Genomic DNA, 26,777 nt, shown 5'->3' on the forward strand with positions numbered 1-26,777 from the left:
TTCGCCGGGATCATCGGGATTTCGCCGGGATCATTGACAGAAGCGGCTCGAGGCCGCCCGGCGCTGTTGAATATCGACATGAAGATGGTTGGCGTGGGCCGCATCCGCGCCCGGACCAAGGGCGGTCATGAAGGCGCCGCAGGCCGATTGGCGCACACCGTCCAGGAAGCGCGTCTGCTCCAGGCCGCTCGGCCGCTCGACCACCACCACCGCTCCGCCCTGTTTCTCCTCGCCCAGCTCGAAGGCAAAGATGTCGAGCGCCTGCCCCGTGGCGTGCTCGCTCAGCGCGCCTGACGCCTGACGATTGCGCCGGCGGCATTCGTGCCCGCCACCGACGCGCAACGCCGTCAGCTCGCGACCGAACGCCCCGCGCGCCAGAGGCTGAAGGCCGGTGTCGAGCCAAAGCGAGACCGCCCGTGCCAGCTCACAGCTCACCGTCGGCGGCGGTACCAGCCTGACCTGCCCCGGCCCCGAGGCCGCACGAACCGCCAGCGCCTCGACCACGACCGGATCGACCACGCGGCAGCCTTCCGCCTCCGGCTTCGCGGCCAGCGCGATCGGGCGAATCCTGTTCCCGGGGACACCTGCGAGCATCCGCACGCAGGCACTGCCTTCTGTCGCAGAGACCGGCTTGTCCTCCGGCGAGATGATCGCTGGAGCCGAAGCGGGTTTCTGCAGGGAGGCGGGCCGCGGCGGGGGCCGTGGAGCGTTTGTCGGCTTCGCTTCCTGGCTCCAAGCCCGATCGGCCTCGACCAATCCGGCGGCGGCGATGACGATCACCAGGCAACCCCACCAGATGGGCCAATGCCGACGCATGCGGTCAGCCGACAGCCGTGAACAGGACCGTGATCGAGGCCGCGATGATCAGCGCCGCCAGCAGAGCCATGGACATGACCGATCTCCTTCGCATCGCCCGGGCCGGGGCAACGCGAGGGATGGCCGATTTGTTCCCGGTCACCTCGGTCGGTGCGTCAGGCCGCCTTGCGGCCGGCGCGGCGATCGAAGAACAGCGCCTGGCTGATCGCGGCCTTCACCGCTTCCGGCTGGAACGGCTTGGTGATCAGGAAGGCCGGCTCCGGCCGGTCGCCGGTGAGCAGACGCTCCGGATAGGCGGTGATGAAGATCACCGGCACCTCGATCGCAGCGAGGATTTCGTTGACCGCCTCGAGGCCGGAGCTGCCGTCGGCCAGCTGGATGTCGGCCAGCACCAGGCCCGGCCGCTTCTTGGCGACGAGCGCGATGGCCTCGCGATGTGTCCGGGCGACGCCGGTGACCTTATGGCCGAGCTCCTCGACCATGGTCTCGATGTCGAGGGCGATGATCGGCTCGTCCTCGATGATCAGCACGTCGGTGGCGACCTGCTCGGCGATCTCCTGGCCGGCCGTCTGGACGAGGGCTGCGGCGTTGCTTGGGGCGATGTTCATGACCTGCGCGACCTCCTCGATGGAGAAACCTTCGACCGTCCGCAGCAGGAAGGCCTGGCGCGAGCGCGGCGTCAGCGCGTCGAGATTACGCTCGGCGGCGGAACGCTCCGTCTCCGGCGCCGATGCCTGGGTGTTGAGTCCCACGGACGACCACATCTGCAGGAACAGCCGGTAGAGGCCGACCCGCGCGCCGAGCTCGCGCGGAAAGGTGCCGGGGTCGGCGATCAGCGCTTCCAGCGTCGCAACGACGTAGGCGTCACCGCTGGCCTGCGTTCCGCTCAGCGCCCGGGCGAAGCGGCGCAGATACGGCAAATGCGGCGCGATTTCAGTGGCGATCGACATCTTGCTATCCCCCACGAAGTCCGACCCGATCGGCTTTCGATGCAAGCTGATCGGGTCGGGCACTATCCAGAATTGAGAGTCGGAATCACCGACCGGACTTCCGACCAAGCGAGATCCGGCTCCAACCAAAGTTGCTGGAGAAGAGCACTCAAGTCCCTGTTATGACAAGAAAATTATTTTTCGTTCGGAATGGAACCTTTTGCTTTCGGCCTCGTTATTGGGCCGAATGAAGGTGCGTTTCGGGGCGGTTGCGCGCAGGCGTGTCGACGAGCGTGCGTGGCGTGGTTGGGTGTGATCGGCGGACATGTCGGCATGCCAATGGAGCTAGGGATCATGAATCTGATGAATGCCGATCCGCCCCAAGCGGCCCGAGCCGAACCTGACGACGAGATGGTGCTCGACCCGCGGGTGCAGGAATCGATCGGCCGATCCCTCAAGGCGCATTATGACGACCTGATCAATGCGCCGGTGCCCGATCGGTTTCTGGTGTTGCTGGCCCAGCTCGAGGATACCGAACAGCGCCTGAAGGCCGAAGGCGGCTCCGATGAGCTCAGCTGACTTCAAGGACGGGCTGATCGCGGAGATTCCGAACCTGCGCGCTTTCGCAGCGTCGCTTTCGGGCTCGATGCAGCTCGCCGACGACCTGGTCCAGGACACGCTGCTCAAGGCCTGGGGCAATGCCGAGAAGTTCCAACCCGGCACCAGCCTGCGGGCCTGGCTCTTCACCATCCTGCGCAACACCTATTACTCGCTCTATCGGAAGCGCGGGCGCGAGGTGCAGGACAGCGAAGGCACCTATGCCGACAGGCTCGCAACCCACGGTAACCAGGAAAGCCATCTCGACCTCGCCGATTTCCGCAAGGCGCTGGCCAAGCTGCCCGAGGAGCAGCGCGAGGTGCTGATCATGGTCGGCGCCACCGGGCTGTCCTATGAGGAGACCGCCGAAATCTGCGGCGTCGCGATCGGCACGATCAAGAGCCGCGTCAACCGGGCACGCACCAAGCTGGCGGAACTCCTGTCCATCGGCGGCGTCGACGATCTCGGCCCCGATCGCCGGATCACCGCGGCCGTGCAGCGCGCCGGACCCGAAACCGTCGGCAGCTAGAACAGGATGCGAAAAAGTGGGAACCGGTTTTTCGCAGGAATCCTGTTCTAAACTCTTAGAATCGATCACATTTTATGATTTTGGACCGATTCGGTCCAAAATCATCGTGATCTGATGGCCCTCTCGCTGTTCAGGACGGTCCGCGGCCGCCTGCTGGCACTGATGGTCGCGATCGTCCTGCCGATCGCCTGCCTGACGGCGGCGGCGGCGGTCGCGACCTACCGGACCGTCTTCGAGGCGATCGAGACGTCGCAGGCGCGCACGGCGGATGATTTCGCCGTGCGCGCCCGCGTCTGGTATCGCGGCGCACTGCGCTCGCTCGTCGCCAGCTCAACGGCGATCCGGGCGGCAGCGCCGCCCGCTGACAGCTGCGAACGCATCGCCGAGAAGGCAATCGCCGCGGTCTCCGGCTACGAGTCACTGCTGCTGCGGGTCTCCGGCCAGCCGGACTGTATCGGCGGGCTCGACGGCAGCATCCCACGCGGCGAGCTCACGGCCGTGGCGAATCAGCTCGCCACGCGCCTTCCCATCAAGCTCTGGGGCGGGACCGAGTTCACCAAGGCCCGCTATGATCAAGTGACGATCGCCGGCCGCTCCTATCTCGCCATCTACAGCGAGTTCGACGGGGGCGATGCGCTCCTGCTCACCAAGCCGGATCCGCTCGACGACACCTTCGACCTCGGCAGCAGCGACAAAGGCATGATGGCGGCGCTGCTCCGACGCGGCGGCGACGTCGTGGTCGCGCGCGGCGGCGCGCAAGCCGACGCATCCTGGCTTCCGAAGGCCGAGACCGTACCCGAGCCGACCGCACATTGGGCTGCTCCGAGCCGGGCCGGACCAAGCCGGACCTACGCCGCCCGCATGGTGGCCGAACCGGATCTCTATGTCGTGGTGAGTTTCGACGGCACGGCGGAGCAAGCCGCGAGGACGCAGTTCTACATCCTGCTGCTCGCGCCCTTACTGACGCTGACCCTGCTCGGCCTGGTCTATATGAAGGCGATCGACCAGCACTGCGTGCGCTGGCTGCGCGGCATCGAGGCGACGGCCCGGGCGAGGTCGAGCTCGGCCAGTGCCCGCGTCCCGCTCTCCGACGAGATGCCGCGCGACATCCGCAGCGTCGCCGAGGCCTTCAATGCGATGGTCGACGAGCAGGAGGTGCGCCAGAGCAAGCTCAGGCTCGCGCTCGACGATAACCGTTTCCTGGTCCGCGAGCTGCACCATCGGGTCAAGAACAGCCTGCAGGTGGTGCAGAGCTATATCGGCCTGACCAAGCGCGACCATCAGGGCGAGGCGCGGATGGCGCTCTCGGATGCGGAGTGCCGCGTCCATGTGCTTTCGGCCGCCTATCGCTTCACGCTCGCCGACGGCGAGATGCAGCCGGTGCGGATCGACCTCTTCCTCGACGACGTCGTGGCGATGGTCTCCAGCCTGATCCTCGCCCGCAGCCAGCGGCTGGAGAGCCGCATCGAGACGCAAGCCGCCCTGCCGATCGACCGGATCATCCCGCTCGGCTTCCTGATCGTCGACGTGGTCAGCCGGGTGCTGCGCACAGCTCCGGGCATCGGCCTCGAACTCGCCGTGACCGCGGCCGGCGACGGCATCATCGACGTCGCCATCAGCACCGACCGCGACACCACACAGATCGCGCCGCCGCGCCTGTTCGCCGGACTCCTGATGCAGATCGAAGCCGTCGAGATCAGCCCGCCGCAGGGGCGCAGCCTCGGCATCTGGCGCCTGAGCCACGGCACTCCGCGCCGGACCGACGAGAGTCAGCCGAGCTTGTCGACCGGCGTGATCTCGACGCCGACGCTAAGTCCGAGGAAGGCGCCGGCCGGCCCGACATAGCTCCCCGACACCGGCGACGCGTCCTGCGGCACCCGTGCCACCGCGACGCGCAGCAATTGCCGGTCGGCGACGAGGTCATTGGTCGGATCGAATTCGACCCAGCCGTCATTGGGGATGAAGACATCGGCCCAGGCATGGGTCAGCCCGGCCACGGAGGTCATTCCTCCGCTTTCCGGCGAGCGATCATGGATGTAGCCGGTGACGAAGCGCGCGGCGAAGCCAAGCCGGCGCGCCAGCTCGATGAACAGCCAGGCGTAGTCACGGCAGGAGCCCGCCCCCAGCCTCAGCGTGTCGAGCGGATGCTGGGTGCCTTCGTCGAAGCGCACAGCATAGCTCAGGCCGGCATTGATCTCATGCGCCAGGGCGCGCAGCAGATGGCCGCCATTGAGCCGGGCCCGGAACGCCTGCAGCCAGGCGTCGAGCGCTCCGTCCGGATCGGCTGCAGCCAGGTCGAGATAGGGCTGGAGCACGGCGCGTTCGGCCGGGGTGTAGTTGATCTCGTAGATTTCTATGTCAGGCTCGATCTTGGAGCGCGGCAGCGCCGAGCCGAAGCGCTGGACAACGAGCTTGCTGACGACCTCGAGCGTGTCCGACGGGCCGGCGAAGCTCGCCATGGCGACCGGGTTGCCATAGGCATCGTGCATCCAGCGCAGCCCGGCCGGCGGCGAGATCGCAATCGCGGTATCGATGACGCGCAGATCGAAGGAATCGCGCGGACGCAGCATCAGTCGATGCGGGCCGAAGACGACCGGCTCGGCGTAGCGATAGGTCGTCGCGTGGCGAATGCGCAGATACATCTGATCTCCAGCCGATCCATCATACCTCGCCATCACGGCGAAAAGCCGCCTCGCGGCGGCTTTGCTGGTCAGGCAGGTCAATTACGCGCGAGCGCCGGATCGGTTCCGCCGAAAGCATTTTCAAGCGAAGTGGGTACCGGTTCGCGTGAAGAAAATGCGATAAGACGAGGAGCGGAGCTCAGCGCAGGACGGTGTTGCCCTTGAGGCTGGCCTCGCGCTGCGAGGTCGGGACGACGCGATGAGCGAAATCACGGCGCATCTCGGCCGGATTGACCGCCGCGTACTGGACATCGGCCGGAGCGCCGCGCTGGAGCTTGGCCTGGGCGACCGCTTCCGAGCTCTCGCCAAAGCCGTTCTGATACGAGGCGCCCATGGTCAGGGCGGTCACGACCAGCGCCATGCCGCCGAAGAAGGTGGCAGCGCGCTTGAAGGGGGCAAGGCTGGCGGTAGTCATCTTCGCTCTCCCGGTTCGTGTGGTCGTTTTTGAAAGGCGGAACGGCTTTTCAACCCATCTGGCTGGGAATTGTTCCGGTTTGTGCGAAAATCGCAGCGATCCCGATTCTTTCTTCAGGCGCGATTCGTTTTCAGGCGACTGAGCGATCATTGGCGGCCTCGCGCCGGCGGAAGAGCCGCCAAAGCGACCGGGTCAGGCGCCTCGAGGTCAGATGCGCGCCAGCCTCGCGCTTCTCGAAGGTGATCTTGCGCTCGTGGAAATCCTCAAGGCCAGGCCGATGCCCGACGCTGATGATCGTGGCATAGGAGAGCTCGCTATCGATCAGCCCGAGCAGAGAATCCTGGCTGGCCTCGTCGAGCGCCGAGGTCGCCTCGTCCATGATGATGATGTCGGGCTTCTGGATCAGCAGCCGCGCGAAAGCGATGCGCTGACGCTCGCCACCAGACAGGGTCTGGTCCCAACGCTCCTCCTCGTCGAGCCGTCGGCCGAGCGAGGCGAGCCCGCAGCGCTTCAGCGCGTCCCTGACCGCTTCGTCGTCGACGCGGCTCTCGGCTTCCGGATAGAGCAGCACGTCGCGCAGCGTGCCGATCGGCAGATAGGGCTTCTGCGGCACGAAGGCGATGCGCTTGCCCGGCGGCAGCTTGATCGAGCCCGAGCCCCAGGGCCAGAGGCCCGCAATCGCACGGATCAGGGTGCTCTTGCCCGTGCCGCTCTCGCCGGCGACCAGGACCTTCTCGCCGGCCGCGATCACGATCGACGCGTCGGCGATGACGATCCGCCCGTTGAGGTGGGCGATCGAAAGATCGGCGATATGGATGCCGCCATCCTCGCTCTCCCCCAGCTCGATCTGGGTCTCGCCCTCCATGATCGTGCCGATGTCGAGCGCCTCCAGCGCTTCGGCCAGCTCGTCGACGCGCCTCACCGAGGCGAACCACTCCGCCAGCCGGACGAAATTGTCGACGAACCAGATCAAGGCGGCCTGCACCGCGCTGAAGGCGGCGACGACCTGCATGACAGCGCCCAAGGTGATCTCGCCCGAGAGGTATTTCGGCGCGATCAGCAGCAGCGGCACGATCGGGAACAGCGCGCCATTGGTGTTCAGCACGATGGCGATGACGCCCTGCTGCCGGATCACCTTCAGCCAGGCGGCGACGACGCGGCCATAGTTTTCGCCGACCGAATCGCGCTCGTCGGCATCGCCCTTGATCAGGGCGATGCTCTCGGCGTTCTCGCGCAACCGCGTCATCTCGGCGCGAAACTGTGCCTCGGCCTCGTTCTTGGCGGCGATGCGCGGCACCAAGGGCCGCCCGGCAAAGTAGGCCGCGACCGAGGCGACGACCGCATAGACGATTGCGGCGATCGCCATGTAGCTGGGTATGACGATCTCGGACCCGCCGAGCGTGAAATGCGCCGAGCCTGCGACCTGCCACAGGATCGCGGCGAAGGTCACCGCGGTCACGAAGGCGCTGAGCAGGCCGATGGCGAACTCGACCAGGGGCTCGATGGAAAGGCGGACATCCTCGGCGATGCGGTATTCGGGGGCGCTCTGCTCGCGCGCGACGAACTGCATCCGGTAATAGCGCTGGTCGGCGATCCACCAGCCGGCGAGGCGATGCGTCAGCCATTCCCGCCAGCGCGTCTGCAGCAGCATCCGGCTGATCACCAGGCAGGACAACGATGCAGCCGACGCCGCGACGATCAGCGGCAGCCAGCCGACCGCCGTCCAGATCTTGTCGAGGTCGCGCTTTTCCAGCGCGTCGAAGAACAGCCGGTTCCAGCTGTTGACGCCGACCGCCGCGCCGAGCTGGGCCGCGACGAAGAGCAGTACCGCGAGGGTAAGCCCCCAGGCGCGCAGCCTGGTCTTGCCGCGCCAGAAGCCCAAGGCGACACGAAAGAACTGGCGCAGGCGCGAACGCCGCAGCCCGGAGGCATGTGATTTCATGCGGCGGCCTCCTGAGCCGATCTGCTATGCCGGGACGGGCGCGATTGCTAAGCCACGGCTTTCGCGCCACACAGAAAACGCAAGCATTCGCCGCGGGTTCCGGCGGATGAAGGAGCCGGGCGTGATCGTCGCATCGAGCAATCACCGCAATCACCGCAGCCCGTCCTGCCTCGCCTGTCCGTTGCGGCTGAAACCTGCCTTCAAGGACAAGTCCGACGAGGAAATCCGCTTCATCCAGGAGATGAAGCTTGATCACCGGCAATTGCCAGCCGGCGCCGACATCATCCACCCCGACCAGGAGGATGCCGAGCTCTACACGCTCTTTTCCGGCTGGGCCTTCCGCTACAAGTCGCTACCGGACGGACGCCGGCAAATCCTGAACTTCCTGCTACCCGGCGATCTCGTCGGCCTGCAGGCTTCGTTGCTCAGCGCCGCCCAGCACGGCATCGAGGCGCTGACCGAGGTCGAGCTCTGCGTCTTCCCGCGCCGGCGCACCTATGAAATGTTCGGGCGGATGCCGGCGCTCGCCTATGAGCTCGCCTGGCTCGGCTCACGCGAGGAGAGCCTGATCGACGAGAACCTGACCTCGGTCGGCCAGCGCAATGCGCAGGAGCGGATCGCAGCGCTGGTGATCTCGCTCTATCGCCGGGCCGAAGCGCTTGGCCTGGTCGCCGAGAAGAGCTTCGCCTTCCCGCTGACGCAGCAGCAGCTCGCCGATGCGCTCGGCCTCTCGCTCGTCCACACCAGCAAGACCTGGGCCCGCCTGCGCAAAGCCGGGATGTTCTCGCTCGAGCGCGGCCGCCTCACCATCCACAATCCGCGCCTGACCGAGCGCATGGCGCTGCTGTTCGAGGGCGAGCTTCACCCGCGCCCGCTGATCTGATCGCTGACGCTCGGGCGGCCAGCCAAGAAATCGCTGGATTCGACCCGCTCTTGACCCCATATGACAGCGGCGTAACGTCACGGCATTGTCATGTCGCTCCGGCGCGGGCCTTCCGCCTGGCCGCATCGAGGTTCTGGATGGTCCATTCCGCTTCCGGTCAGCGCCTGCGCGCCACTCGCTTCGGACGCTCGTCCGTGGCTGCGCGGCTGGAGCACGAGGTGCGGCTGACGGCGGCCGATTTTGCCGACAGCGTCGCAGAGGCCAGGCTTCGGGTCGCCGCGGCGCGCTACAAGGTCGAGGACGAGGTCCGCAACACCGCCGGCAAGCTGAAGTCGCATGTGCGCAAGGCGGCCGACGAGGCCAAGGCCCGGTTCAGCGACGATGCCCGCTTCCTCAAGTCCTGGATCGATTCGCCTGGAAGAACCGGCGCGGTCGCGCCGTCGAGCCCGTTCCTGGCCAGGCGCATGGCGTCCTATGTCGATCCGCAGGCGCAAGGGCCGGTGGTCGAGATCGGCCCGGGCACCGGCCCGGTCACCGAAGCGCTGATCGAGCGCGGCATCGACGAAGCCAGGCTGATCCTGGTCGAGTACAGCCCCGAATTCTGCGAATTGCTGCGTCGTCGCTTTCCGCAGGCAACCGTCATCGAGGGCGATGCCTATGCGCTCTCGACGACGCTCGCCGGGCATCTGACCGAGAAGGCGAGCGCGGTCGTGTCCTCGCTACCGCTGTTCAACAAGCCGCCGGCCGAGCGGACCGAACTGGTGCAGGACGCCTTTACCAATGTGCTCAACCCCGGCGCACCCTTCATCCAGTTCACCTATGCGGTGATCTCGCCGGTGCCGCGCAAAGGCTCCCACCTCAAGGCTGAGGTTTCCGACTGGGTGCTGCGCAACATCCCGCCGGCGCGCGTCTGGGTCTATCGCCGCGCCAAGCCGTGACGGCTCGGGCTTGACTGGACGCCCGCATCGCTCGACATCGCAGAATGAAAAAGCCGGGGCGCTCGCTCCGGCTGGAGCAGCCCCGCGTTTCTCCGAATCGCGGGATTGCTCCAAGTTTCTGTTTTGATCGCATTTTCTTCACGCGAACCGGTGGCCACTTCGCTCGAAAATGCTCCAGCTTGTCGGAGTGACCATGCCAAAAATCCTCGTCTTCGCCGGCTCCTGGCGCCCGGGCTCGATGAACACCCGGCTCGCGACCCTGATCGCGGGGAATCTCCAGGCGGCGGGAGCCGAGGTGACGCAGATCTCGCTCGGCGACTATCCACTGCCGCTGATCGACGCGCGCGCCTTCGACAACGACCCGCCTGATGAGGCGAAGGCGCTGGCGGCGCTGGTCGATGGCCATGACGGGCTCTTCATCGCCAGCCCCGAATACAATTCCGGCTATCCGCCGGCGCTGAAGAACGCGCTCGACTGGATCAGCATCGTCCGCTCCGGCGGCCCCGGCCTGCGCGAGAAGGTGGTCGCCATCGGCGGCGCCTCGGCCGGCAATCTCGGCACCTATCGGTGCCTGACCCAGCTGCGTACCGTGCTCGAGCTCGGCTTCGGCGCGCTGCTCGTGCCGGAGATGCTCGCGGTCAACGGCGCCGACAAGGCCTATGGTGATGACGGCGACTTCACCGACAAGCGCCTCAAGGGCATGCGCGACAAGATGGTGGCCCGGCTGGTGAAGGTCGCGGCGCTGCATCCTTAGAGCGCGGTTACTCCATCCCGCACGGCCCGCTCGCCGGCGACAGGCGCCAGAGCCCGTCATCCGGCCTGGCGGGAATGCGGACGGCGCCGTCGGCGATCTCCTCGGCATCGTAGGGGTTGGGATTGGCGATGATGCCGGCATTGCGGATGTCGAGTGCGCCGTTCGGGCCGCGCTCGATCCGCCAATTGCCGGCCTCCCATTCTGGCACGCAGCGCAGCCCCTGCCCGGCCGGCTTGCAGATGCCGCCGAGCTGGTAGTCGAAGCCCTGATCGGGTTTCACGCGCTGGCGCAGGTTGACATAGAGCGCGACGTAGAACCCACCTTGCCCGGCTTCGGCCCAGTTCTGCGGCAGATGGACCAGGCGGATCCGCGTGACCTTCTGCTGCGGATGGCTGGCGAGATGGGCAGCATCATAGGCCCGCTCCCAGCAGGCGGCCTTCGCCGGCGGCAGCTCACGCTCGAGCGGCTGGGCTTGCGCAAAGGTGGCAAGGCAGCAGATGGCGACAGTCAGGGGCAGGCGCATCACGGCTCTCCTTGCCGGGCTGCCGTAACGTGAAGCACACATCGCGGCTGATCAAGCCGACTTGCGGGAAGCGGGGATGGTTTCGCCATCGCACTGGCCTTATCAGCCCGAATCCGGCACATCCGGCGGATGTCATCGCCCCGCGAATCAGAAGCCCGCGCGATCCTGAAGTCGGTCTTCGGCTATGACGATTTCCGTCCCGGGCAGTGGGAGGTGATCGAGGCCGCGCTCGCCGGCCGCGACGTCTTCGCGGTGATGCCGACCGGCTCGGGCAAGTCGATGTGCTACCAGCTGCCGGCGCTGGTCACCGGGGGTTTGACGCTGGTGGTTTCGCCACTGATCGCGCTGATGCGCGACCAGGTCGGCCAATTGGTGCGCGCCGGCGTCGCCGCCGCCTCGCTCAACTCGATGAACAGCGAGGCCGAGGCGGCCCAGGCCTGGGACAAGCTCAATTCCGGCGAGCTGCGGCTCCTCTTCGTCTCGCCGGAGCGTCTGGCGGGCGAGGGCCTCGTCGCCCGCCTGCGACGCCTGGGCGTGACGCGACTGGCCATCGACGAGGCGCATTGCGTCTCGCAATGGGGCCACGACTTCCGCCCGGAATATCGCCTGCTCTCGAAAGTGCGCGAGGCGCTCGGGGATGTCCCGGTGACGGCGCTCACGGCGACCGCCGACCGCCAGACGCGCGATGACATCGCCCAGCAGCTCTTCCCGGCGCCGCCGCACCTCGTCGTCCATTCCTTCGACCGGCCGAACCTGAAGCTCGCCTTCGCGCCGAAGGATCAGCCACGCCGGCAGATCGACGACTTCCTGAAGGTCCATCGCGGCGGCTCAGGCATCGTCTACTGCTCCTCGCGCGGCCGCACCGAGCGACTGGCACAGGGTCTCAGCGAAAAAGGCTGGAAGGCCTATCCCTACCATGCCGGGCTGGAGCAGACGGAGCGCAACCGCAACCAGGACATCTTCCTGCAGGAGGACGGCGTCGTCGTCTGCGCCACCATCGCCTTCGGCATGGGCATCAACAAGCCGGATGTGCGCTTCGTCGTCCATGCCGACATGCCGGGCTCGATCGAGAGCTACTACCAGGAGATCGGCCGTGCCGGGCGCGACGGGCTGCCGGCCGATACGCTGACCCTCTACGGCGTCGACGACATGGCGCTACGCCGGCGCCAGATCGACGAGAAGCAGATCGACGACGAACGCCGGCGCATCGAGCACAAGCGCCTCAACGCGATGATCGATCTCTGCGAATCGGCGCTTTGCCGGCGCTCGGCGCTTCTGTCCTATTTCGGCGAGCAGGTACCGCCCTGCCGGCATGGCCAGGTCAATTCAGACAATGCGCAGTTCCGCTGCGATCTCTGCGGGCCGACCGCGCCCGAGCTCGCCGACGCGACGCTCGATGCGCGAAAATTGCTCTCGGCGGTGATCCGCTCCGGCCAGCGCTACGGCGCCGGCCATCTCGCCGATATCCTGACCGGTACCCAGACGGAGGCGATCCGGCGCCAGAACCATGACGGCCTGAAGACCTTCGGCGTCGGCAACGACAAGCCCAAGGGAGCCTGGATGGCGATGGCCCGCAAGCTCTTCGCCGCCGGCGCGCTCGCCGAGGCCAGCACCGAACATGGCGGCTTCTGCCTGACCGAGAAGGGCGAGGACATCCTGTTCGGGCGCGAGCCGATCGCGCTGCGCGTCGACCCGCTCGCGGAACGGCGCTCGCGCCGCGGCCAGCGCGAGGCAGCGCGCGCCGACGGGCTCGACGGCGACACCGCCACGCTGTTCGAGCATCTGCGCCAGCTCAGGCTGAGCCTCGCGCGCGAGGAAGGCGTTGCCGCCTACATCATCTTCACCGACCGCACGCTGATCGCCATGGCGCGCGAGCGACCGCTCGGCCTCGACCAGATGCGCGCCATCGAAGGCGTCGGCGAACGCAAGCTCGCCCAGTACGGCGAGGTTTTCCTGGATGCGATCGCGACATTCACTGGCTAAATCTGCCACTCCCGCGTACGTACGCGCACGCACGTGAAAAAGCCATCCTGAAGCACTATATTCTCCTGACGAATCAAGATCATCGCGGGCGCCTGCTCGCCCGCCGAAGGACCCCACCATGAGCGATTCTGCCCGCGACCTCGAGGATGCCGCCTATGGCGCCGATTCCATCAAGGTTCTCAAGGGCCTGGACGCGGTGCGCAAGCGCCCCGGCATGTATATCGGCGACACCGATGATGGCTCGGGCCTGCACCATATGGTCTATGAGGTCGTCGACAATGCCATCGACGAGGCACTCGGCGGCCATGCCGACCTCGTCACGGTGACGCTGAATGCAGAGGGCTCGGTCACTGTCACCGACAATGGTCGCGGCATCCCGACCGCCATCCACAGCGAGGAAGGCATTTCGGCTGCCGAGGTCATCATGACCCAGCTTCATGCCGGCGGTAAATTCGACCAGAACTCCTACAAGGTCTCGGGCGGCCTGCACGGCGTCGGTGTTTCGGTCGTCAACGCGCTCTCGATCTCGCTGAAGCTCCGGATCTGGCGCGGCGGCGAGGAGCATTTCATGGAGTTCCGCCATGGCGATGCGATCGCGCCGCTGGCGGTTGTGGGACCGGCCGGGGACAAGCGCGGCACGGAGGTGACGTTCACGCCCTCCCAAGAAACCTTCACGATGATCGAGTTCGACTACAAGACGCTGGAGCACCGGCTGCGTGAGCTCGCATTCCTGAACTCGGGCGTGCGCATCGTGCTGACCGATGCCCGCCATGCCGAGGTCGTGCGCGAGGAATTGATGTACGAAGGCGGCGTCGAAGCCTTCGTGCGCTATCTCGATCGCGCCAAGACGCCAATCATCTCCAAGCCGGTGATGCTCTCGAACGAGAAGGACGGCATCACCGTCGACGTCGCGCTGTGGTGGAACGACAGCTACCACGAGAACGTGCTCTGCTTCACCAACAACATCCCGCAGCGCGATGGCGGCACCCATCTTGCCGGCTTCCGCGCCGCGCTGACGCGGCAGGTCACCGGCTATGCCGAGACGTCCGGCATTTCGAAGAAAGAGAAGGTCTCGCTCACCGGCGACGATTGCCGCGAAGGCCTGACCGCGATCGTCTCGGTCAAGGTGCCGGATCCGAAGTTCTCCTCGCAGACCAAGGACAAGCTGGTTTCCTCGGAGGTTCGCCCGGTCGTCGAGAACGTCGTCAACCAGGCGCTCTCGACCTGGCTCGAAGAGCATCCGAACGAGGCCAAGACCATCGTCGGCAAGGTGGCCGAGGCCGCCGCCGCCCGCGAGGCCGCCCGCAAAGCGCGCGACCTCACCCGCCGCAAGGGCGCGCTCGACATCGCGTCTCTTCCGGGCAAATTGGCTGACTGCCAGGAGAGGGATCCGGCCAAGTCCGAGATCTTCATCGTCGAGGGCGATTCGGCCGGTGGCTCGGCCAAGCAGGGCCGGGCCCGCGAATACCAGGCCGTCTTGCCGCTGCGTGGCAAGATCCTGAACGTCGAGCGCGCGCGCTTCGACAAGATGCTGTCCTCCGACCAGGTCGGCACGCTGATCACGGCGCTCGGCACCGGCATTGGGCGCGACGAGAAGGACTCAAGCGCCTTCAACGTCGAGAAGCTGCGCTACCACAAGATCATCATCATGACCGACGCCGATGTCGACGGCGCCCATATCCGTACCCTGCTGCTGACCTTCTTCTATCGGCAGATGCCGGAGTTGATCGACCGCGGCCACCTCTTCATCGCCCAGCCGCCGCTCTACAAGGCGGCGCGCGGCAAGTCGCAGACCTATCTCAAGGACGAGCGCGCGCTCGAGGATTATCTCGTCGACAGTGCGCTCGACGGCGCCGTCTTCCGGACCGGCGAGGGCAGCGAGCGCGGCGGCGCCGACCTGCGCGCCCTGATCGAGGAAGCCCGCAGCATCCGCAACACGCTGTCGCAGCTGCATTCGCGCTATGACCGGCGCGTCGTCGAGCAGATCGCCATCGCCGGCGCGCTGCGTCCACAGGGCGAACGCGGCGAGGCTGAGCTCACCGAGGCCGCCGCCTCTGTCGCGCGCCGGCTCGACGCGATCTCGGACGAGATCGAGCGCGGCTGGGAGGGCAAGGCCGCCGATGGCGGCTTCACCTTCTCGCGGCTGGTGCGCGGGGTGAAGCAGGTCGTCTCGCTCGATTCCGGGCTTCTCGCCAGCGCCGAAGCGCGCAAGCTCGACGCTGCTGCCCATTCGCTGCGGGAGGCTTATGCCAAGCCAGGCGTGCTCAGCCGCAAAGGCGATGACCATATCGTCAACGGCCCGAGCGATCTGTTCGACGCAATCAACGCCATCGGCAAGAAGGGCGTGTCGCTGCAGCGCTACAAAGGCCTCGGCGAGATGAATCCCGACCAGCTCTGGGAGACGACGCTCGACCGCGACGTACGTTCGCTGCTGCGCGTCAAGAACGACCAGAACGACGAGGCCGACGACCTCTTCGTCAAGCTGATGGGCGACGTGGTCGAACCGCGCCGCGAATTCATCCAGACCAATGCGCTGAACGCGACGGTCGATACCTGAGCGGCTGTGGGGGACCCCAATTACTGCAGGGAATCCGGCTTTATGGGAACAGCCGCTGGTCATTTGAGGACGGGCTGCTGCGCGGCCTGAATGCCTGGGCATCAGGTACGCGCCTCTCCATCCCGATGTCGGCGTCGCGAGTCGCCTCATCGCCCGCTTCGGGAGCAGCGGCTAATCGTCGTTTCGATGGCACCGACCACACCTCAGCGGCTCGGAGACTCGTTGCAATCCGCCAGACCAAGCTCCAGCCATCTAACTCGTTCACGTGAGCGCTTCGGCAGTTAGCTTTGGATAAGCCGGCCTGAATCGGGCCTCCGCTTTTTCTCGCTAATTTTTATGCTATGGCTTTGTTCATGCGGGCGCCCTCGCTCACGGGGAATCGCGCAAGTAAGGCGACTCAATGCGTCGTCCGGGTTTATTGGTCCGCTGCGATCAAGAATCCTGGTATTTCGAGGCATAGCGTCCAGCTTACTCGGAAGCGTCGCGCGCTAACCCTTTGATTCTTTTAGAGGCGGCGTCCCGCTTTATGGGGGCACCGACACACTGGAGGACGCATCAGTCCGCTTCGTCATGCTCGCCCCTGTGGTGAGCATCCACGTCTGAACGCCTCACGCGATCGGTGAGGCAAAGACGTGGATGGCCGGGACAAGCCCGACCATGGCGGGAAGGGCTGTTACGGCCTCACGAAATCTGGCGACGCCAGGCTTCAGAAGCCTGACGGCAGGGTACCGCGACCATAAAGCTCGCCCTGCCCAGCCCCGCTACCGAGGCCGGAGCGGACATAGGCCGGACCGCCCTCGCGCGCCGGCGGCAGGCCGAGCTGGAGATCGCCGCGATCCGGCGGCGGCGCGTTCCGCACCACCCGCGTGCGCGTCACCGGAGCAGGCTCCGAGACAGCGACCGGCTCCTCGCGCGAGACGCAGCCGCCGAGCAGGGTGACGAGGACGGCAGCCGCGCCGAAATGATAGCGGTTCATGGTTTTTCCAATGCGGGAGGCGCGGGCGACCGCAGCCGAACGAGTCCGGCGCAACCTGCATGACCCGCGCGGTCCGCGCAAGCTCCCACAGCGAGCGTCAGCGGTGCGTCAACCGCCGGTCGAAGCGCATCATCAGCGTGTTGCAGGTCACCGCGAAGATGGTCAGCAGCAGGGCGATCGCCATGATCGTGTCGATCTGGCCGAGGTTGATCGCGCTGGTCAGCAGGAAGCCGAGGCCGCGCTGCGAAGCGAACATCTCGCCGATCAGCACGCCAAGCAAGGTCAGCGAGAAGCCGAGCCGAACGCCCGAGATGATCTCGGGCAGGATCGCCGGCATGATCACGGTGAAGGCGTTCTGCGAGGGCGAGAGCCGCATCACCTGCGACGTCCGGCGGTAGACCGGCTTCATCTGGCGGATCGCGTTCATCGAGAACAGCGTGATCGGGATCAGCCCATGCATCACGCCGAAGGCGATCTTGGCGGAGATGCCGAGGCCGAAGCAGAGCAGCACCAGCGGGTACAGCACGACCTTGGGGATCGAATAGAGCGTCGTCAGGATCGGCTCGGCGACATTGCCGGCGAGCTTGCGCACGCCGAGCACGATGCCGAGCGCGATGCCGCCGAAGAGCGAGATCGCGAAGGCGGCGACGAAGGCCCGCATGGTCTCGGAGACGTTGAGCCAGAACTCGCCGGTCGCGAGCAGGGAAGCGAGCTTCGTGACCGTCGCCGCCGGCGAGGCCAGCGAGGAGGCGCCGACCAGGAGATGCAAACCCTGCCAGAGGACGAGAAGAGCAAGGAGGACGAGGAGCGTGCCGGCGGATCGTGGCATGAGAGCAGTCATGGCGTCACCGCTGCCTGCGCGCCTGGAGGCGCCGGTCGATCACATTGAGGAAGGTGTTGACCACGGTGACGACGATGAGGACGAGCAGCATCAGCGCGTACATGTGCCCGTTCTCGAACAGGTTGTAGGCATAGGCGATGGCGTAGCCGACACCGGCGCCCGACAGGATGAACTCCGAGGCGATCACGCCGATGAAGGAATAGGCGACCGAGAGCTTGACCCCGGTGAAGAGGTAGGGCGTCGCAGCCGGCAATTCGATCAGGAGCGCGGTCTTGACCCGCGACATCCGGTAGATCTGGCCGGTCTTGCGCAGCACGCGCGGGATGCGGTCGAGCCCGTTCAGAGTCGCGGTCACCATCGAGACGATCGCGAGCAGCACCGCGATCGCGATGATCGAGGCCGAGCCGACGCCGAACAGGGTGATGAAGATCGGATAGAAGACGAAGGTCGGGACGGCATAATAGCTCGCCAGCAGCGGCTCGATCGCGTCGCGCAGGCCCGGCAGCGAGTAGATGATCACGCCGGCTGCGAAGCCGAGCAGGACCGAGAGCACGGTCGAGATCGCGATATTGGTGAAGGTGATTGCGATATCGGCCGAGAACTGACCGGAGGCGAGGATCTTGCCGAGCTCGACCACCATGTCGGACGGGGCGATCATCACCATGCGCGGGATGATGCCGACGCGGCAGAGCGCCTCGACCAGCAGGATCATCGCGGTGACGACCGCAACGCGCAGCCATTTCTCGGACATGGCTCAGGCCTTTCCGGCCGACATGATCTTCAAGGCCTCGATCCGGAGCTTTTCCCAGAGGCGGGCAGTGATGTCGCCGAAATGCGGGGTCGAGACGACGCGACTGTCGCGGTCCCGCTCCCAGCCGGTTTCGACGAAATCGATGAAGGTACCGGGCCGGGTCGACATCACCCCGACGCGATCCGACAGCATCGCCGCCTCGTCGAGCGCGTGGGTGATCAGGAGCACGGTGGCAGAGGTCTCGCGCCAGAGGCGCAGCAATTCGTCGCCCATCAGCAGGCGGGTCTGCTGATCGAGCGCGCCGAAGGGCTCGTCGAGCAGGATCAGGCGCGGTTGCATCACCAAAGTGCGGGCGATGCAGACACGCTGGCGCATGCCTCCGGAGAGCTGGGCCGGATAGGACGCCGCAAAATCCTTCAACCCCATGAAGCCGACGGCGTAATCGACGCGCCTGTTGATCTCGGCCGGATCGACCCCGGCCCGGCGCAGGCCGAAGGCGACATTGTCGCGGACATTGAGCCAGGGGAAGGAGGCGTCCTCCTGGAAGACGACGCCGACGCCGTCGGGCACGCCCTGGATGGGCTTGCCTTCGAACTCGGCCGTGCCGGCTTGCGGAGCGCTGAGGCCCGCGAGGATGTCGAGCAAGGTCGACTTGCCGCAGCCGGACGGGCCGACCACCGAGAAGAACTCGCCCTTGGCCAGATCGAGATCGACCGGGCCAAGCGCATGCAGGGTCGATTTCGGGAGATCGAAGACCCGGGTGACGCCGCGCAGCCTGGCATGGGCCGGGGCGGCGGCAGCCTGGGGCGCGAGCGGCACGACCTTGGCCCCCGATGCCGCGCTCATTGCTTCGCCTGGAGGTCGGCGGGCAGGTAGGACTTGTCGAGCACGGCCGACCAGTCGACGTCGCTCTTGACCTCGCCGATCAGCTTCAGGCCCTCGACCATGCGGTTGAGCTCCTCGACGTTGAACTCGCCCTCGCTCCACATCTTCGGCGGGATCATGTTGTCGACGGCTTCCTTGGCGATCGGCGCGTCGAGCTTGTAGAGCTTCTCGATGATTTTGGCGGTCTCGGCCGGGTCCTTGTAGATCGCCTGCACGCCGGCGCGGCGGCCGGCGATGATCGCCTTGAGCTTCTCCGGGTTTTCCTGCGCGAACTTGCGCGTGGTGATGCCGACCGAGGTCGTCATCGGCTTCAGGACGTCGCCGGCCTTGTAGAGCGTGCGGTACTTGTCCTTGCGGATGATCGAGAGCGGCTCGATCAGCACCGAGCCGACCACGGCGTTCTGCTCGAGCATGGTCAGCGCCGGGACATAGCCGCCGGCGGCGACGCGCTGGACCTTCGTCTGGTCGACGCCCTTCTCGCGCAGCACCATCAGCAGCAGCATTTCCGAGACGGACTTAGGCGAGGTGATCGCGACCTTCTTGCCGGCGAGGTCCTCGACGCCCTTGAGGTCGGAGTTCGGCATGACGACCATCGAGGCCTCGGCGACACTGCGCGTGCCGGTGTTGACGATGATCAGGTCGAGCCCCTGCGCCTTGGCAGCGAGCGCGGCGGAGACCGCGACCTCGCCGTAAGGCGTCGCGCTGGCGAGGATGTTGCGTACCGTGGTGCCGCCGCCGCCCGAGCCGATGATGCCGGTGATGTCGATGCCGGCCTGCTTGAACAGGCCCTTCTCCATCGCCACCGCATAGGGCGCGCCATAGAGGCTCGCGCCCCATTGGGTGACGGAAATCTCCTCGGCGCGTGCAGGCGCCTGAAGGGAGAGCACGGCCGCAGCGGCGATGGCCGCGAGACGATTGAACGAAGTCAGGCCAAGCCAGGCGGTCATGTCACTCTCCCATTGTGGCAGGCCGCCGATCGTTATCGTTGCAGCAGGCCGGACGTTCACGTCCAAATTTCATTTGTATGCAAACAACGATCTCAACGGATTTCAAGCTTGTCAAGCGATTTGAGATCGACCCTTGCAAACTGCCTGCGGCAGCCGGGAGCGAGACTATCGCGCGCGATCTCGTTCGCAACTGCGAAGTGAAATGGCACTCGATCTCCGTCGCACCGTACAAATTCGACAAGAAATGAAGGGGTTGGACCGACCATAGGCTCGATCGCGGCTTGGCATCGAGCACAGGCCAGGCCGCCACCGACTCGCGACATCGTCGCTAGCTCGGTCACTGCTGCGGGAAACGGCAAGCTCGCCTCATTTGTATGCAAATGATCTAGAGCGGCTATTTCGCCCTTCCCCAAGGCTGACGACGCCGCCTTGTCGAAGGGATAACACGCCGGTCTCTCTTGCTCGACTCGACTCTGACGTATCGTTAAGCAACCATAAGTTGCTGCCGGCTGCGGGAGCGCTCAGCTGCAACCCCGGGGGGATGGGGATGGAGGTTTTAGCTTGGCCGCGCGCCGGCGCCGGCGAGGTGCGTATGCTCGGCCTGCCTGCCGAGATCGCCTTCCTCGCCGACCATGGTGTGCCGCCCGCAGAGTTGCGGGAGGCCACCCGGCTCGCGGAGCGGATCGGCGTGTCGCCGAGCCGCCAGGTCATCGCCTCCGGCCTCGTCACCGAAGAGCAGTTCTACCGGGCGCTGGCTGCAGAGCTCGACCTGCGCTTCCAGCCGCGCGCGCCTCCCTTGCAGCCGGGCGGCGACGTCGCGGCGATCCTGCGCGAAGGCCTGGCCGCCACGCGTATCCGCCCCGAGAGTCCCCTGCGCTTCGCAGCCGCGCCACCGCCGGGCCCGGCCTTGCGACGCTTCCTCTCGGCCGGCGCCCGAGCTCGGGAGGATATCCTGGTACTGCCTCCCACTGCGCTGGCAGCCGAGCTGCGGCGGACAAACGCCGGAACAATCACGCGCGCAGCGGCCTGGCTGGACGAGGCAGGCCGGCAACGCTTCAGCGCCCGAACCGGCACAAACTGGCTGCAGAAGACGCTGGCCTTCATCCTGGTCGCCATTCTTTCCGTGACCGGCACGCTCATGCCAACGCTGACCTTGATCGGCGTGATGCTAACGCTGGGGCCGGTCTTCTTCGGTGCGGTGATCCTGCGCCTCGCGGCGCTGATGGAGAGACCGGCCATCGATCTCTGGCGCGTACATCGCTGGCAGATCGATGACAGCCGCCTTCCCGTCTACACCATCGCGGTACCGCTGTTCGGCGAGGAGGCTGTGCTCGACCAGCTGATCGGCGCGCTGCGCGCGATCGATTATCCGCCAGCCAAGCTCGATATCCGCATCCTCGTCGAGGAGGTCGACTGGCGGCTGCGCCGCGCCCTTTCGGCCTATGAACTGCCACCCTTCATGCAGGTCGTGATCGTGCCGCGCGGCACTCCGCAAACCAAGCCACGAGCGCTCAACGTCGCGCTCGCGGAAGCCCGCGGTGCCCTGTTCACCATCTTCGACGCCGAGGACATTCCCGAGCCGCGCCAGTTGCGCCTCGCCGCCGCCCGCTTCATGCGCTCGGATGAGGAACTCGTCTGCCTGCAGGCGCATCTCGTCATCGACAACACCGAGGACAGCTGGCTTTCCGGCTGCTTCGCGCTCGAATATGCCGGGCTGTTCGACGTGCTCAACCCCGGCCTGCTGCAATCAGGCCTGCCGATCATGCTCGGCGGCACCTCGAATCATTTCCGGACGCAGGCGCTGCGTGCCATCGGCGGCTGGGATCCCTGGAACGTCACGGAGGATGCCGATATCGGCTTCCGGCTCGTGCGCGCAGGCGGCTACATCGCCGACCTGCCGAGCCACACACTCGAGGAAGCACCCGTCACGCTGCGCGCCTGGCTCAAGCAGCGCACGCGCTGGCACAAGGGCTATCTGCAGACACTGATCAGCCACCTGCTGCAGCCCGGCCGGCTGTTGAAAGAAGCCGGCCTCTTCAACACGCTGACTTTTCTGGTGTTGGCGCTGGGAACCGTGCTGGGGAGCTTCTTCTATCCCGTGTTCGTCGCGGCAACCGGGACAGCCATGCTAAGCGGCTCGTTGCTGTCGCCGAATGGCCCGCTAGAGCTGCTGTTTTCGTCATTGGCGCTGGTGCTGAGCGTCAGCGGGATCTGCGTGGTCTTCCTGGTGCCGGCGCTCGGCGCCTGGCGACGCGGCGCGCCCGGGCTCTGGCGCTGGCTGCCGTTGGTGCCCGTCTATCATCTGCTGGCCTCGCTGGCAGCGTGGCTCGCCTTGTACGAATATCTCGATGACCGTTTCGCCTGGAACAAGACGGTGCACGGCCTTGCCCGCTCGTCACGCTATCGGGGCCGGCAGCAGCCCCCGCCACTCACAGATGCCGCAGCCACTCCTGCGCCGCCTCTGCCGGCGGGCGCTCGATATTGAAGGCGCCGACGAAGCCGCCGTTCTTGTCCATCAGATAGACCAAAGCGGTGTGGTCCATGGTGTAGTCGCCATCCTTGAGCGGCACCTTGCGGGCATAGGCGCGATAGGCCTTGACCGTGGCGTCAATCGCGGCGCGCTCGCCGGTCAGCCCGACGATGCGCGGGTCGAATGAGCCGAGATAGCTCTTCATCGTCTCCGTGGTGTCGCGCTCGGGATCGACCGTCACGAAGAGCGCCTTGAGCTTCTCGCCCTTCGTTCCCGCCGCGCGCAGAACCTCCGAGATCTCGAACAGCTTGGTCGGGCAGATGTCGGGGCAATGGGTGAAGCCGAAGAAGACCAGGAAGGGCGCACCGCGCAGGTCCTTGTCGGTCAGGGCCTTGCCCTCGGCGGTGGTGAGGGTGAACGGCCCGCCGACGCTGGAAGCCAGGCTCTGCCCGCTCTGACGGGAGGCCGGCGAGAAGGTGATGAAGGCGGCGGCGGCGAGCGCGGCGGCACCGAGCAGGAAAACCAGCAGAGGCAGGAGCAGGCGGCGGTTCACGGGAAGACCCTCGAAGGCGAGTGGAACGCCGCTCAGAAGCAGGCGAGGAGCGCGGCGATCAGCCCGTCGGTGAACAGCCGATCGCCTTCGCGCCACCAGAGCAGCAGGCCGGCCGCCAACAGGAGCCCGAAACCACTGGCAAGCAGCCAGAGGCCAGGCCGATGCGCCGCGGCGGCATCCTGAGTATCGGTCTGCGGAGCTACGCTCATCGGCATTATTTAGCGCCGCAGGCCGCCAACCGGAAGCTGCGTTCATGCCGCAGGGATACTCCGACTTCGCATCTTCGCGACCCCACTTGGCGATCCCGCTCGGCCACCCCACATGACATCATAGGCGCACAGGCTGGCGCCCATCTCTGGCGTTGACGCGAAGAGATGAGTTGAGGACAGTTCGCGTTTGCGTCGGGGGGGCAGGGCCCAGATGCCCGGCAGTCATCAAAGCGCCCCCTTATCGGCCAGGAACTTGCAAGTCTGTCTGCGGTTGATTGTTCAGGGGCACTGTCGGCAAAGCCGGCTTGCGCTGGAGGGCTACCACGATGGAACGAGACGGCGAGGTCTTTCGCTTATTTTCTGAGGATTATCGAAGCTATTCGCAGGAGGAGATGAGCCTGCAGGAATACCTGCTGGCCTGTCGCGAAGACAAATCGATGTACGCTTCCGCCGCCGAGCGCATGCTCGACGCGATCGGCAAGCCGAAACTGTTCGACACCAGCCAGGACGAGCGCCTCGGCCGGATCTTCTCCAATCGGACGATCAAGATTTACCCCTCCTTCGCCGATTTCTTCGGCATGGAGGATACGATCGAGCGGATCGCCGGCTATTTCCGCTATGCCTCGCAGGGGCTGGAGGAGCGCAAGCAGATCCTTTACCTGCTCGGCCCCGTCGGCGGCGGCAAATCCTCGCTGGCCGAGCGGCTGAAGAAGCTGATGGAGGAGCGTCCCTTCTACACGCTCAAGATCGGCGACCGGATCAGCCCGGTGTTCGAATCGCCTTTGGGCCTGTTCCGCCCGGAGCGCATGGGCGATCTCTTCGAGGACAAATACGGCATAGCCCGGCGGCGCCTGACCGGCCTGATCTCGCCCTGGGCGGCAAAGCGGCTCGACGAGCTCTCGGGCGACATCGCCAAGTTCCGTGTCGTCAAGCTGATGCCCTCGCGCCTGCGCCAGATCGGCATCGCCAAGACCGAACCTGGCGACGAGAACAACCAGGACGTCTCGACCCTGGTCGGCAAGGTCGACATCCGCCAGCTCGAGAACTTCAGCCAGTCGGACCCGGACGCCTATTCCTATAGCGGCGGACTGAACCGGACGACCCAGGGCCTGCTCGAATTCGTCGAGATGTTCAAGGCGCCGATCAAGGTGCTGCATCCCCTGCTGACCGCGACGCAGGAGGGCAGCTACAACGGCACCGAGAACTTCGGCGGCTTTCCCTATCAGGGCATCGTCCTGGCCCATTCCAACGAGTCGGAATGGCTCCAGTTCAAGAACAACAAGAACAACGAGGCCTTCCTCGACCGCATCCTGGTGGTCAAGGTGCCCTATTGCCTGCGTATCACCGAGGAGCGGCAGATCTACGAAAAGCTGCTGCGCGAGAGCGAGTTGGCCGGCAGCCCCTGCGCACCGGAGGTGCTCGACCTGCTCAGCCGCTTCTCGGTCTCGACCCGGCTCAGCGAGTTCGAGAATTCGCCGCTCCACACCAAGATGCGCGTCTATGACGGCGAGAACCTGAAGGAGCTGGAGCCCAAGGCAAAGGCGATCCAGGAGTATCGCGATGCCGCCGGCGTCGACGAGGGCATGACCGGCGTCAGCACGCGCTTCGCCTTCAAGATCCTGTCGCAGACCTTCAACTACGACACCGAGGAGCTCGCCGCCGACCCGGTGCACCTGATGTACATCCTCGAGGGGGCGATCAAGCGCGAGCAGTTTCAGAAGGAGACTGAAGCGGCCTATCTCGACTTCATCAAGTCGGAGCTGGCGACGCGTTATGCCGAGTTCATCGGGCACGAGATCCAGAAGGCTTATCTCGAATCCTATGGCGAATACGGCCAGAACCTGTTCGACCGCTATATCGCCTATGCCGATGCCTGGGTCGAGGATCAGGACTACAAGGATCCCGATACCGGCCAGATCCTCAACCGGCAGGTCCTCGACAACGAACTGTCGCAGATCGAGAAGCCGGCCGGCATCGCCAATCCCAAGGACTTCCGCAACGAAGTCGTGAAGTTCACCTTGCGCGCCAGGGCCAGGAACAACGGCCGCAACCCGTCCTGGACCAGCTATGAGAAACTGCGCGAGGTGATCGAGAAGCGGATGTTCGGCCAGGTCGAGGATCTGCTGCCGGTGATCAGCTTCGGCTCCAAGCAGGACAGCGTGACCGAGAAGCGCCATCACGGCTTCGTGCAGCGCATGGTCGAGCGTGGTTATACCGAGCGCCAGGTCCGGCGCCTGGTGGACTGGTACATGCGCGTCAACAAGGCGGGCTGACCTCGGCGGGAGCCTGCCATGCCGATCTTCATCGATCGCCGCCTGAATCCGAAGGACAAAAGCCTGGGCAACCGCCAGCGCTTTCTGCACCGCGTGCGGGCGGAGCTGAAGCGCAGCGTCCAGGAGCAGATCCGCTCCGGCAAGATCGCCGATGCGGACGGGGAGCATGCCGTCTCGATCCCGGCGAAGGGCACGAGCGAGCCAAGCTTCCGCGACGCCAGGAACAGCGGCCGACGCCAGCATGTCCTGCCGGGGAACAAGCAGTTCTCGCCGGGAGACAAGATGCCGAAGCCCGGCGAGGGCAGCGGAGCGGGGTCGTCCCCCGGACTGCAGGATTCCGAGGACGATTTCCGCTTCGTGCTGTCGCGCGAGGAGGTGCTCGACCTGTTCTTCGAGGACCTCGAGCTGCCTGACATGGTCAAGCTCGCCTTGAAGGAGATCCTCGCCTCCAAGCCACGACGGGCCGGGTTCTCGACGGGCGGCTCGCCAACCAACATCAATGTCTCGCGCACCATGCGCAACAGCTATGGCCGCCGCATCGCCCTGCAGCGGCCCAAGCGCGCAGAGGTCGAGGCCATCCTCGCGGAGCTGACGAGGATCGAGGCCGAGGGAACGGATACGGCCCGCGCCAAGGTCGCGGCCCTGCGCGCCGAGCTCGACCGGCTGGAGCGCCGGCGCCGGGTGATCGCCTTCGTCGACCCCGTCGACATCCGCTTCAACCGCTTCGAGGCGCAGCCCCAGCCGAATGCGAACGCGGTGATGTTCTGCCTGATGGATGTCTCCGGCTCGATGGGCGAGCGCGAGAAGGACCTGGCCAAGCGCTTCTTCGTGCTGCTGCACCTGTTCCTGAAGCGGCGCTATGACCGCACCGAGATTGTCTTCATCCGCCACACCCATACGGCGCAGGAGGTCGACGAGGACACCTTCTTCCTGAGCACGCAGAGCGGCGGCACCGTCGTCTCCACCGCGCTGGAGGAGATGCAGCGCGTCATCGCACAGCGCTATCCCAGTAAGGACTGGAACATCTATGTCGCGCAGGCTTCGGACGGTGACAATTTCGCCAGTGATTCCGAGCGCTGCCTGCGGCTGCTCGATGGCGAGATCATGCGCCTGTGCCAGTACTTCGCCTATGTCGAGATCATCGACGAACGCGAGAGCGAGATCTTCGGCTCGACCGACAACGGCACCTCGCTCTGGCGTGCCTATCTCACGGTCAAGGAACGCTGGCCGAATTTCGACACGACCCGCATCGCCAAGGCCGCCGACATCTACCCGGTTTTCCGCCAGCTCTTCACCCGGCAGCCGGCGCGGCCGCGCAACTGAAA

General features: G+C 65.9%; 24 protein-coding genes. 11 read left to right on the forward strand and 13 right to left on the reverse strand.

The window, feature by feature from the left end; all coding sequences use genetic code 11:
* Positions 1–30: 30 nt before the first annotated feature.
* Positions 31–780, reverse strand: a complete 750-nt coding sequence (locus AC1DS0_RS24530) for an extensin-like domain-containing protein (protein WP_476816842.1) — start codon at positions 778–780, stop codon at positions 31–33.
* Between the two features lie 191 nt (positions 781–971).
* The gene (locus AC1DS0_RS24535; RefSeq protein ID WP_476816843.1) at positions 972–1,766 is read right to left on the reverse strand and encodes a response regulator; all 795 of its coding nucleotides are present in this window, start codon (positions 1,764–1,766) and stop codon (positions 972–974) included.
* A 342-nt stretch (positions 1,767–2,108) separates the two neighbouring features.
* Between AC1DS0_RS24535 and AC1DS0_RS24540 the strand changes: the two genes are divergently transcribed.
* From AC1DS0_RS24540 to AC1DS0_RS24550, 3 genes are all read left to right on the forward strand, one after another.
* Positions 2,109–2,324: a NepR family anti-sigma factor gene (locus tag AC1DS0_RS24540; protein WP_476816844.1), complete on the forward strand. Its 216-nt coding sequence runs from the start codon at positions 2,109–2,111 to the stop codon at positions 2,322–2,324.
* Positions 2,311–2,871: a sigma-70 family RNA polymerase sigma factor gene (locus AC1DS0_RS24545; RefSeq protein ID WP_476816845.1), complete on the forward strand. Its 561-nt coding sequence runs from the start codon at positions 2,311–2,313 to the stop codon at positions 2,869–2,871. The genes AC1DS0_RS24540 and AC1DS0_RS24545 overlap by 14 nt, the downstream gene beginning before the upstream one ends.
* 114 nt (positions 2,872–2,985) lie before the next feature.
* Positions 2,986–4,716: a histidine kinase dimerization/phosphoacceptor domain -containing protein gene (locus AC1DS0_RS24550; RefSeq protein WP_476816846.1), complete on the forward strand. Its 1,731-nt coding sequence runs from the start codon at positions 2,986–2,988 to the stop codon at positions 4,714–4,716.
* On the opposite strand, the gene AC1DS0_RS24555 is transcribed toward AC1DS0_RS24550, so the two are convergent.
* From AC1DS0_RS24555 to AC1DS0_RS24565, 3 genes are all read right to left on the reverse strand, one after another.
* Positions 4,641–5,513 (reverse strand): transglutaminase family protein, encoded by an 873-nt coding sequence (locus AC1DS0_RS24555; RefSeq protein WP_476816847.1) that lies wholly within the window; start codon positions 5,511–5,513, stop codon positions 4,641–4,643. The two genes, AC1DS0_RS24550 and AC1DS0_RS24555, sit on opposite strands and share 76 nt — an antisense overlap.
* 178 nt (positions 5,514–5,691) lie before the next feature.
* Complete coding sequence (locus tag AC1DS0_RS24560) at positions 5,692–5,967, reverse strand: hypothetical protein (protein ID WP_152016164.1); 276 nt, start codon at positions 5,965–5,967, stop codon at positions 5,692–5,694.
* A 130-nt stretch (positions 5,968–6,097) separates the two neighbouring features.
* Positions 6,098–7,909 (reverse strand): ABC transporter ATP-binding protein/permease, encoded by a 1,812-nt coding sequence (locus AC1DS0_RS24565; protein WP_476816848.1) that lies wholly within the window; start codon positions 7,907–7,909, stop codon positions 6,098–6,100.
* A 121-nt stretch (positions 7,910–8,030) separates the two neighbouring features.
* Between AC1DS0_RS24565 and AC1DS0_RS24570 the strand changes: the two genes are divergently transcribed.
* From AC1DS0_RS24570 to AC1DS0_RS24580, 3 genes are all read left to right on the forward strand, one after another.
* Complete coding sequence (locus AC1DS0_RS24570; RefSeq protein ID WP_476816849.1) at positions 8,031–8,792, forward strand: Crp/Fnr family transcriptional regulator; 762 nt, start codon at positions 8,031–8,033, stop codon at positions 8,790–8,792.
* A gap of 137 nt (positions 8,793–8,929) precedes the next feature.
* Positions 8,930–9,730, forward strand: a complete 801-nt coding sequence (locus AC1DS0_RS24575) for a class I SAM-dependent methyltransferase (protein ID WP_476816850.1) — start codon at positions 8,930–8,932, stop codon at positions 9,728–9,730.
* Positions 9,731–9,923: 193 nt separating this feature from the next.
* Positions 9,924–10,484, forward strand: a complete 561-nt coding sequence (locus AC1DS0_RS24580; protein ID WP_476816851.1) for an NADPH-dependent FMN reductase — start codon at positions 9,924–9,926, stop codon at positions 10,482–10,484.
* Positions 10,485–10,491: 7 nt separating this feature from the next.
* Here the strand turns inward: AC1DS0_RS24580 and AC1DS0_RS24585 are convergent, their stop codons facing one another.
* Entirely contained in the window at positions 10,492–11,007 is a 516-nt protein-coding gene (locus AC1DS0_RS24585) for a hypothetical protein (RefSeq protein ID WP_476816852.1), read from the reverse strand.
* Positions 11,008–11,136: 129 nt separating this feature from the next.
* On the opposite strand from AC1DS0_RS24585, the gene recQ reads away from it, so the two are divergent.
* Positions 11,137–12,990, forward strand: a complete 1,854-nt coding sequence (recQ, locus tag AC1DS0_RS24590; RefSeq protein WP_476816853.1) for a DNA helicase RecQ — start codon at positions 11,137–11,139, stop codon at positions 12,988–12,990.
* A gap of 118 nt (positions 12,991–13,108) precedes the next feature.
* Positions 13,109–15,547, forward strand: coding sequence for a DNA topoisomerase (ATP-hydrolyzing) subunit B (gyrB, locus tag AC1DS0_RS24595; RefSeq protein ID WP_476816854.1), 2,439 nt, complete (start codon positions 13,109–13,111; stop codon positions 15,545–15,547).
* 706 nt (positions 15,548–16,253) lie between these two features.
* Here gyrB and AC1DS0_RS24600 read toward each other — a convergent pair.
* The 5 genes from AC1DS0_RS24600 to AC1DS0_RS24620 form a co-directional block, all read right to left on the reverse strand.
* On the reverse strand, positions 16,254–16,523 hold the full coding sequence (locus AC1DS0_RS24600) for a hypothetical protein (protein ID WP_476816855.1): 270 nt from the start codon (positions 16,521–16,523) through the stop codon (positions 16,254–16,256).
* A 97-nt stretch (positions 16,524–16,620) separates the two neighbouring features.
* Positions 16,621–17,364, reverse strand: a complete 744-nt coding sequence (locus AC1DS0_RS24605) for an ABC transporter permease (RefSeq protein ID WP_476816856.1) — start codon at positions 17,362–17,364, stop codon at positions 16,621–16,623.
* Positions 17,365–17,368: 4 nt separating this feature from the next.
* The gene (locus AC1DS0_RS24610; protein WP_152016173.1) at positions 17,369–18,115 is read right to left on the reverse strand and encodes an ABC transporter permease; all 747 of its coding nucleotides are present in this window, start codon (positions 18,113–18,115) and stop codon (positions 17,369–17,371) included.
* Positions 18,116–18,118: 3 nt separating this feature from the next.
* On the reverse strand, positions 18,119–18,961 hold the full coding sequence (locus AC1DS0_RS24615; RefSeq protein WP_476816857.1) for an ABC transporter ATP-binding protein: 843 nt from the start codon (positions 18,959–18,961) through the stop codon (positions 18,119–18,121).
* Positions 18,958–19,947 (reverse strand): ABC transporter substrate-binding protein, encoded by a 990-nt coding sequence (locus AC1DS0_RS24620; RefSeq protein ID WP_152016175.1) that lies wholly within the window; start codon positions 19,945–19,947, stop codon positions 18,958–18,960. The genes AC1DS0_RS24615 and AC1DS0_RS24620 overlap by 4 nt, the downstream gene beginning before the upstream one ends.
* A gap of 547 nt (positions 19,948–20,494) precedes the next feature.
* Between AC1DS0_RS24620 and AC1DS0_RS24625 the strand changes: the two genes are divergently transcribed.
* Positions 20,495–22,432, forward strand: a complete 1,938-nt coding sequence (locus tag AC1DS0_RS24625) for a glycosyltransferase family 2 protein (RefSeq protein ID WP_476816858.1) — start codon at positions 20,495–20,497, stop codon at positions 22,430–22,432.
* On the opposite strand, the gene AC1DS0_RS24630 is transcribed toward AC1DS0_RS24625, so the two are convergent.
* Positions 22,377–22,970 carry an SCO family protein gene (locus tag AC1DS0_RS24630; RefSeq protein ID WP_476816859.1) on the reverse strand — a complete coding sequence of 198 codons (594 nt, stop codon included), beginning with the start codon at positions 22,968–22,970 and terminating at the stop codon, positions 22,377–22,379. The genes AC1DS0_RS24625 and AC1DS0_RS24630 overlap by 56 nt on opposite strands.
* Before the next feature lie 32 nt (positions 22,971–23,002).
* Positions 23,003–23,179, reverse strand: a complete 177-nt coding sequence (locus AC1DS0_RS24635; RefSeq protein WP_476816860.1) for a hypothetical protein — start codon at positions 23,177–23,179, stop codon at positions 23,003–23,005.
* 326 nt (positions 23,180–23,505) lie between these two features.
* On the opposite strand from AC1DS0_RS24635, the gene AC1DS0_RS24640 reads away from it, so the two are divergent.
* Positions 23,506–25,452: a PrkA family serine protein kinase gene (locus tag AC1DS0_RS24640; RefSeq protein WP_476816861.1), complete on the forward strand. Its 1,947-nt coding sequence runs from the start codon at positions 23,506–23,508 to the stop codon at positions 25,450–25,452.
* 18 nt (positions 25,453–25,470) lie between these two features.
* On the forward strand, positions 25,471–26,775 hold the full coding sequence (locus tag AC1DS0_RS24645; RefSeq protein WP_476816862.1) for a YeaH/YhbH family protein: 1,305 nt from the start codon (positions 25,471–25,473) through the stop codon (positions 26,773–26,775).
* The last annotated feature ends 2 nt before the right edge of the window (positions 26,776–26,777 follow it).

The sequence above is a fragment of the Allobosea sp. P4_H5 genome, from assembly GCF_056400825.1.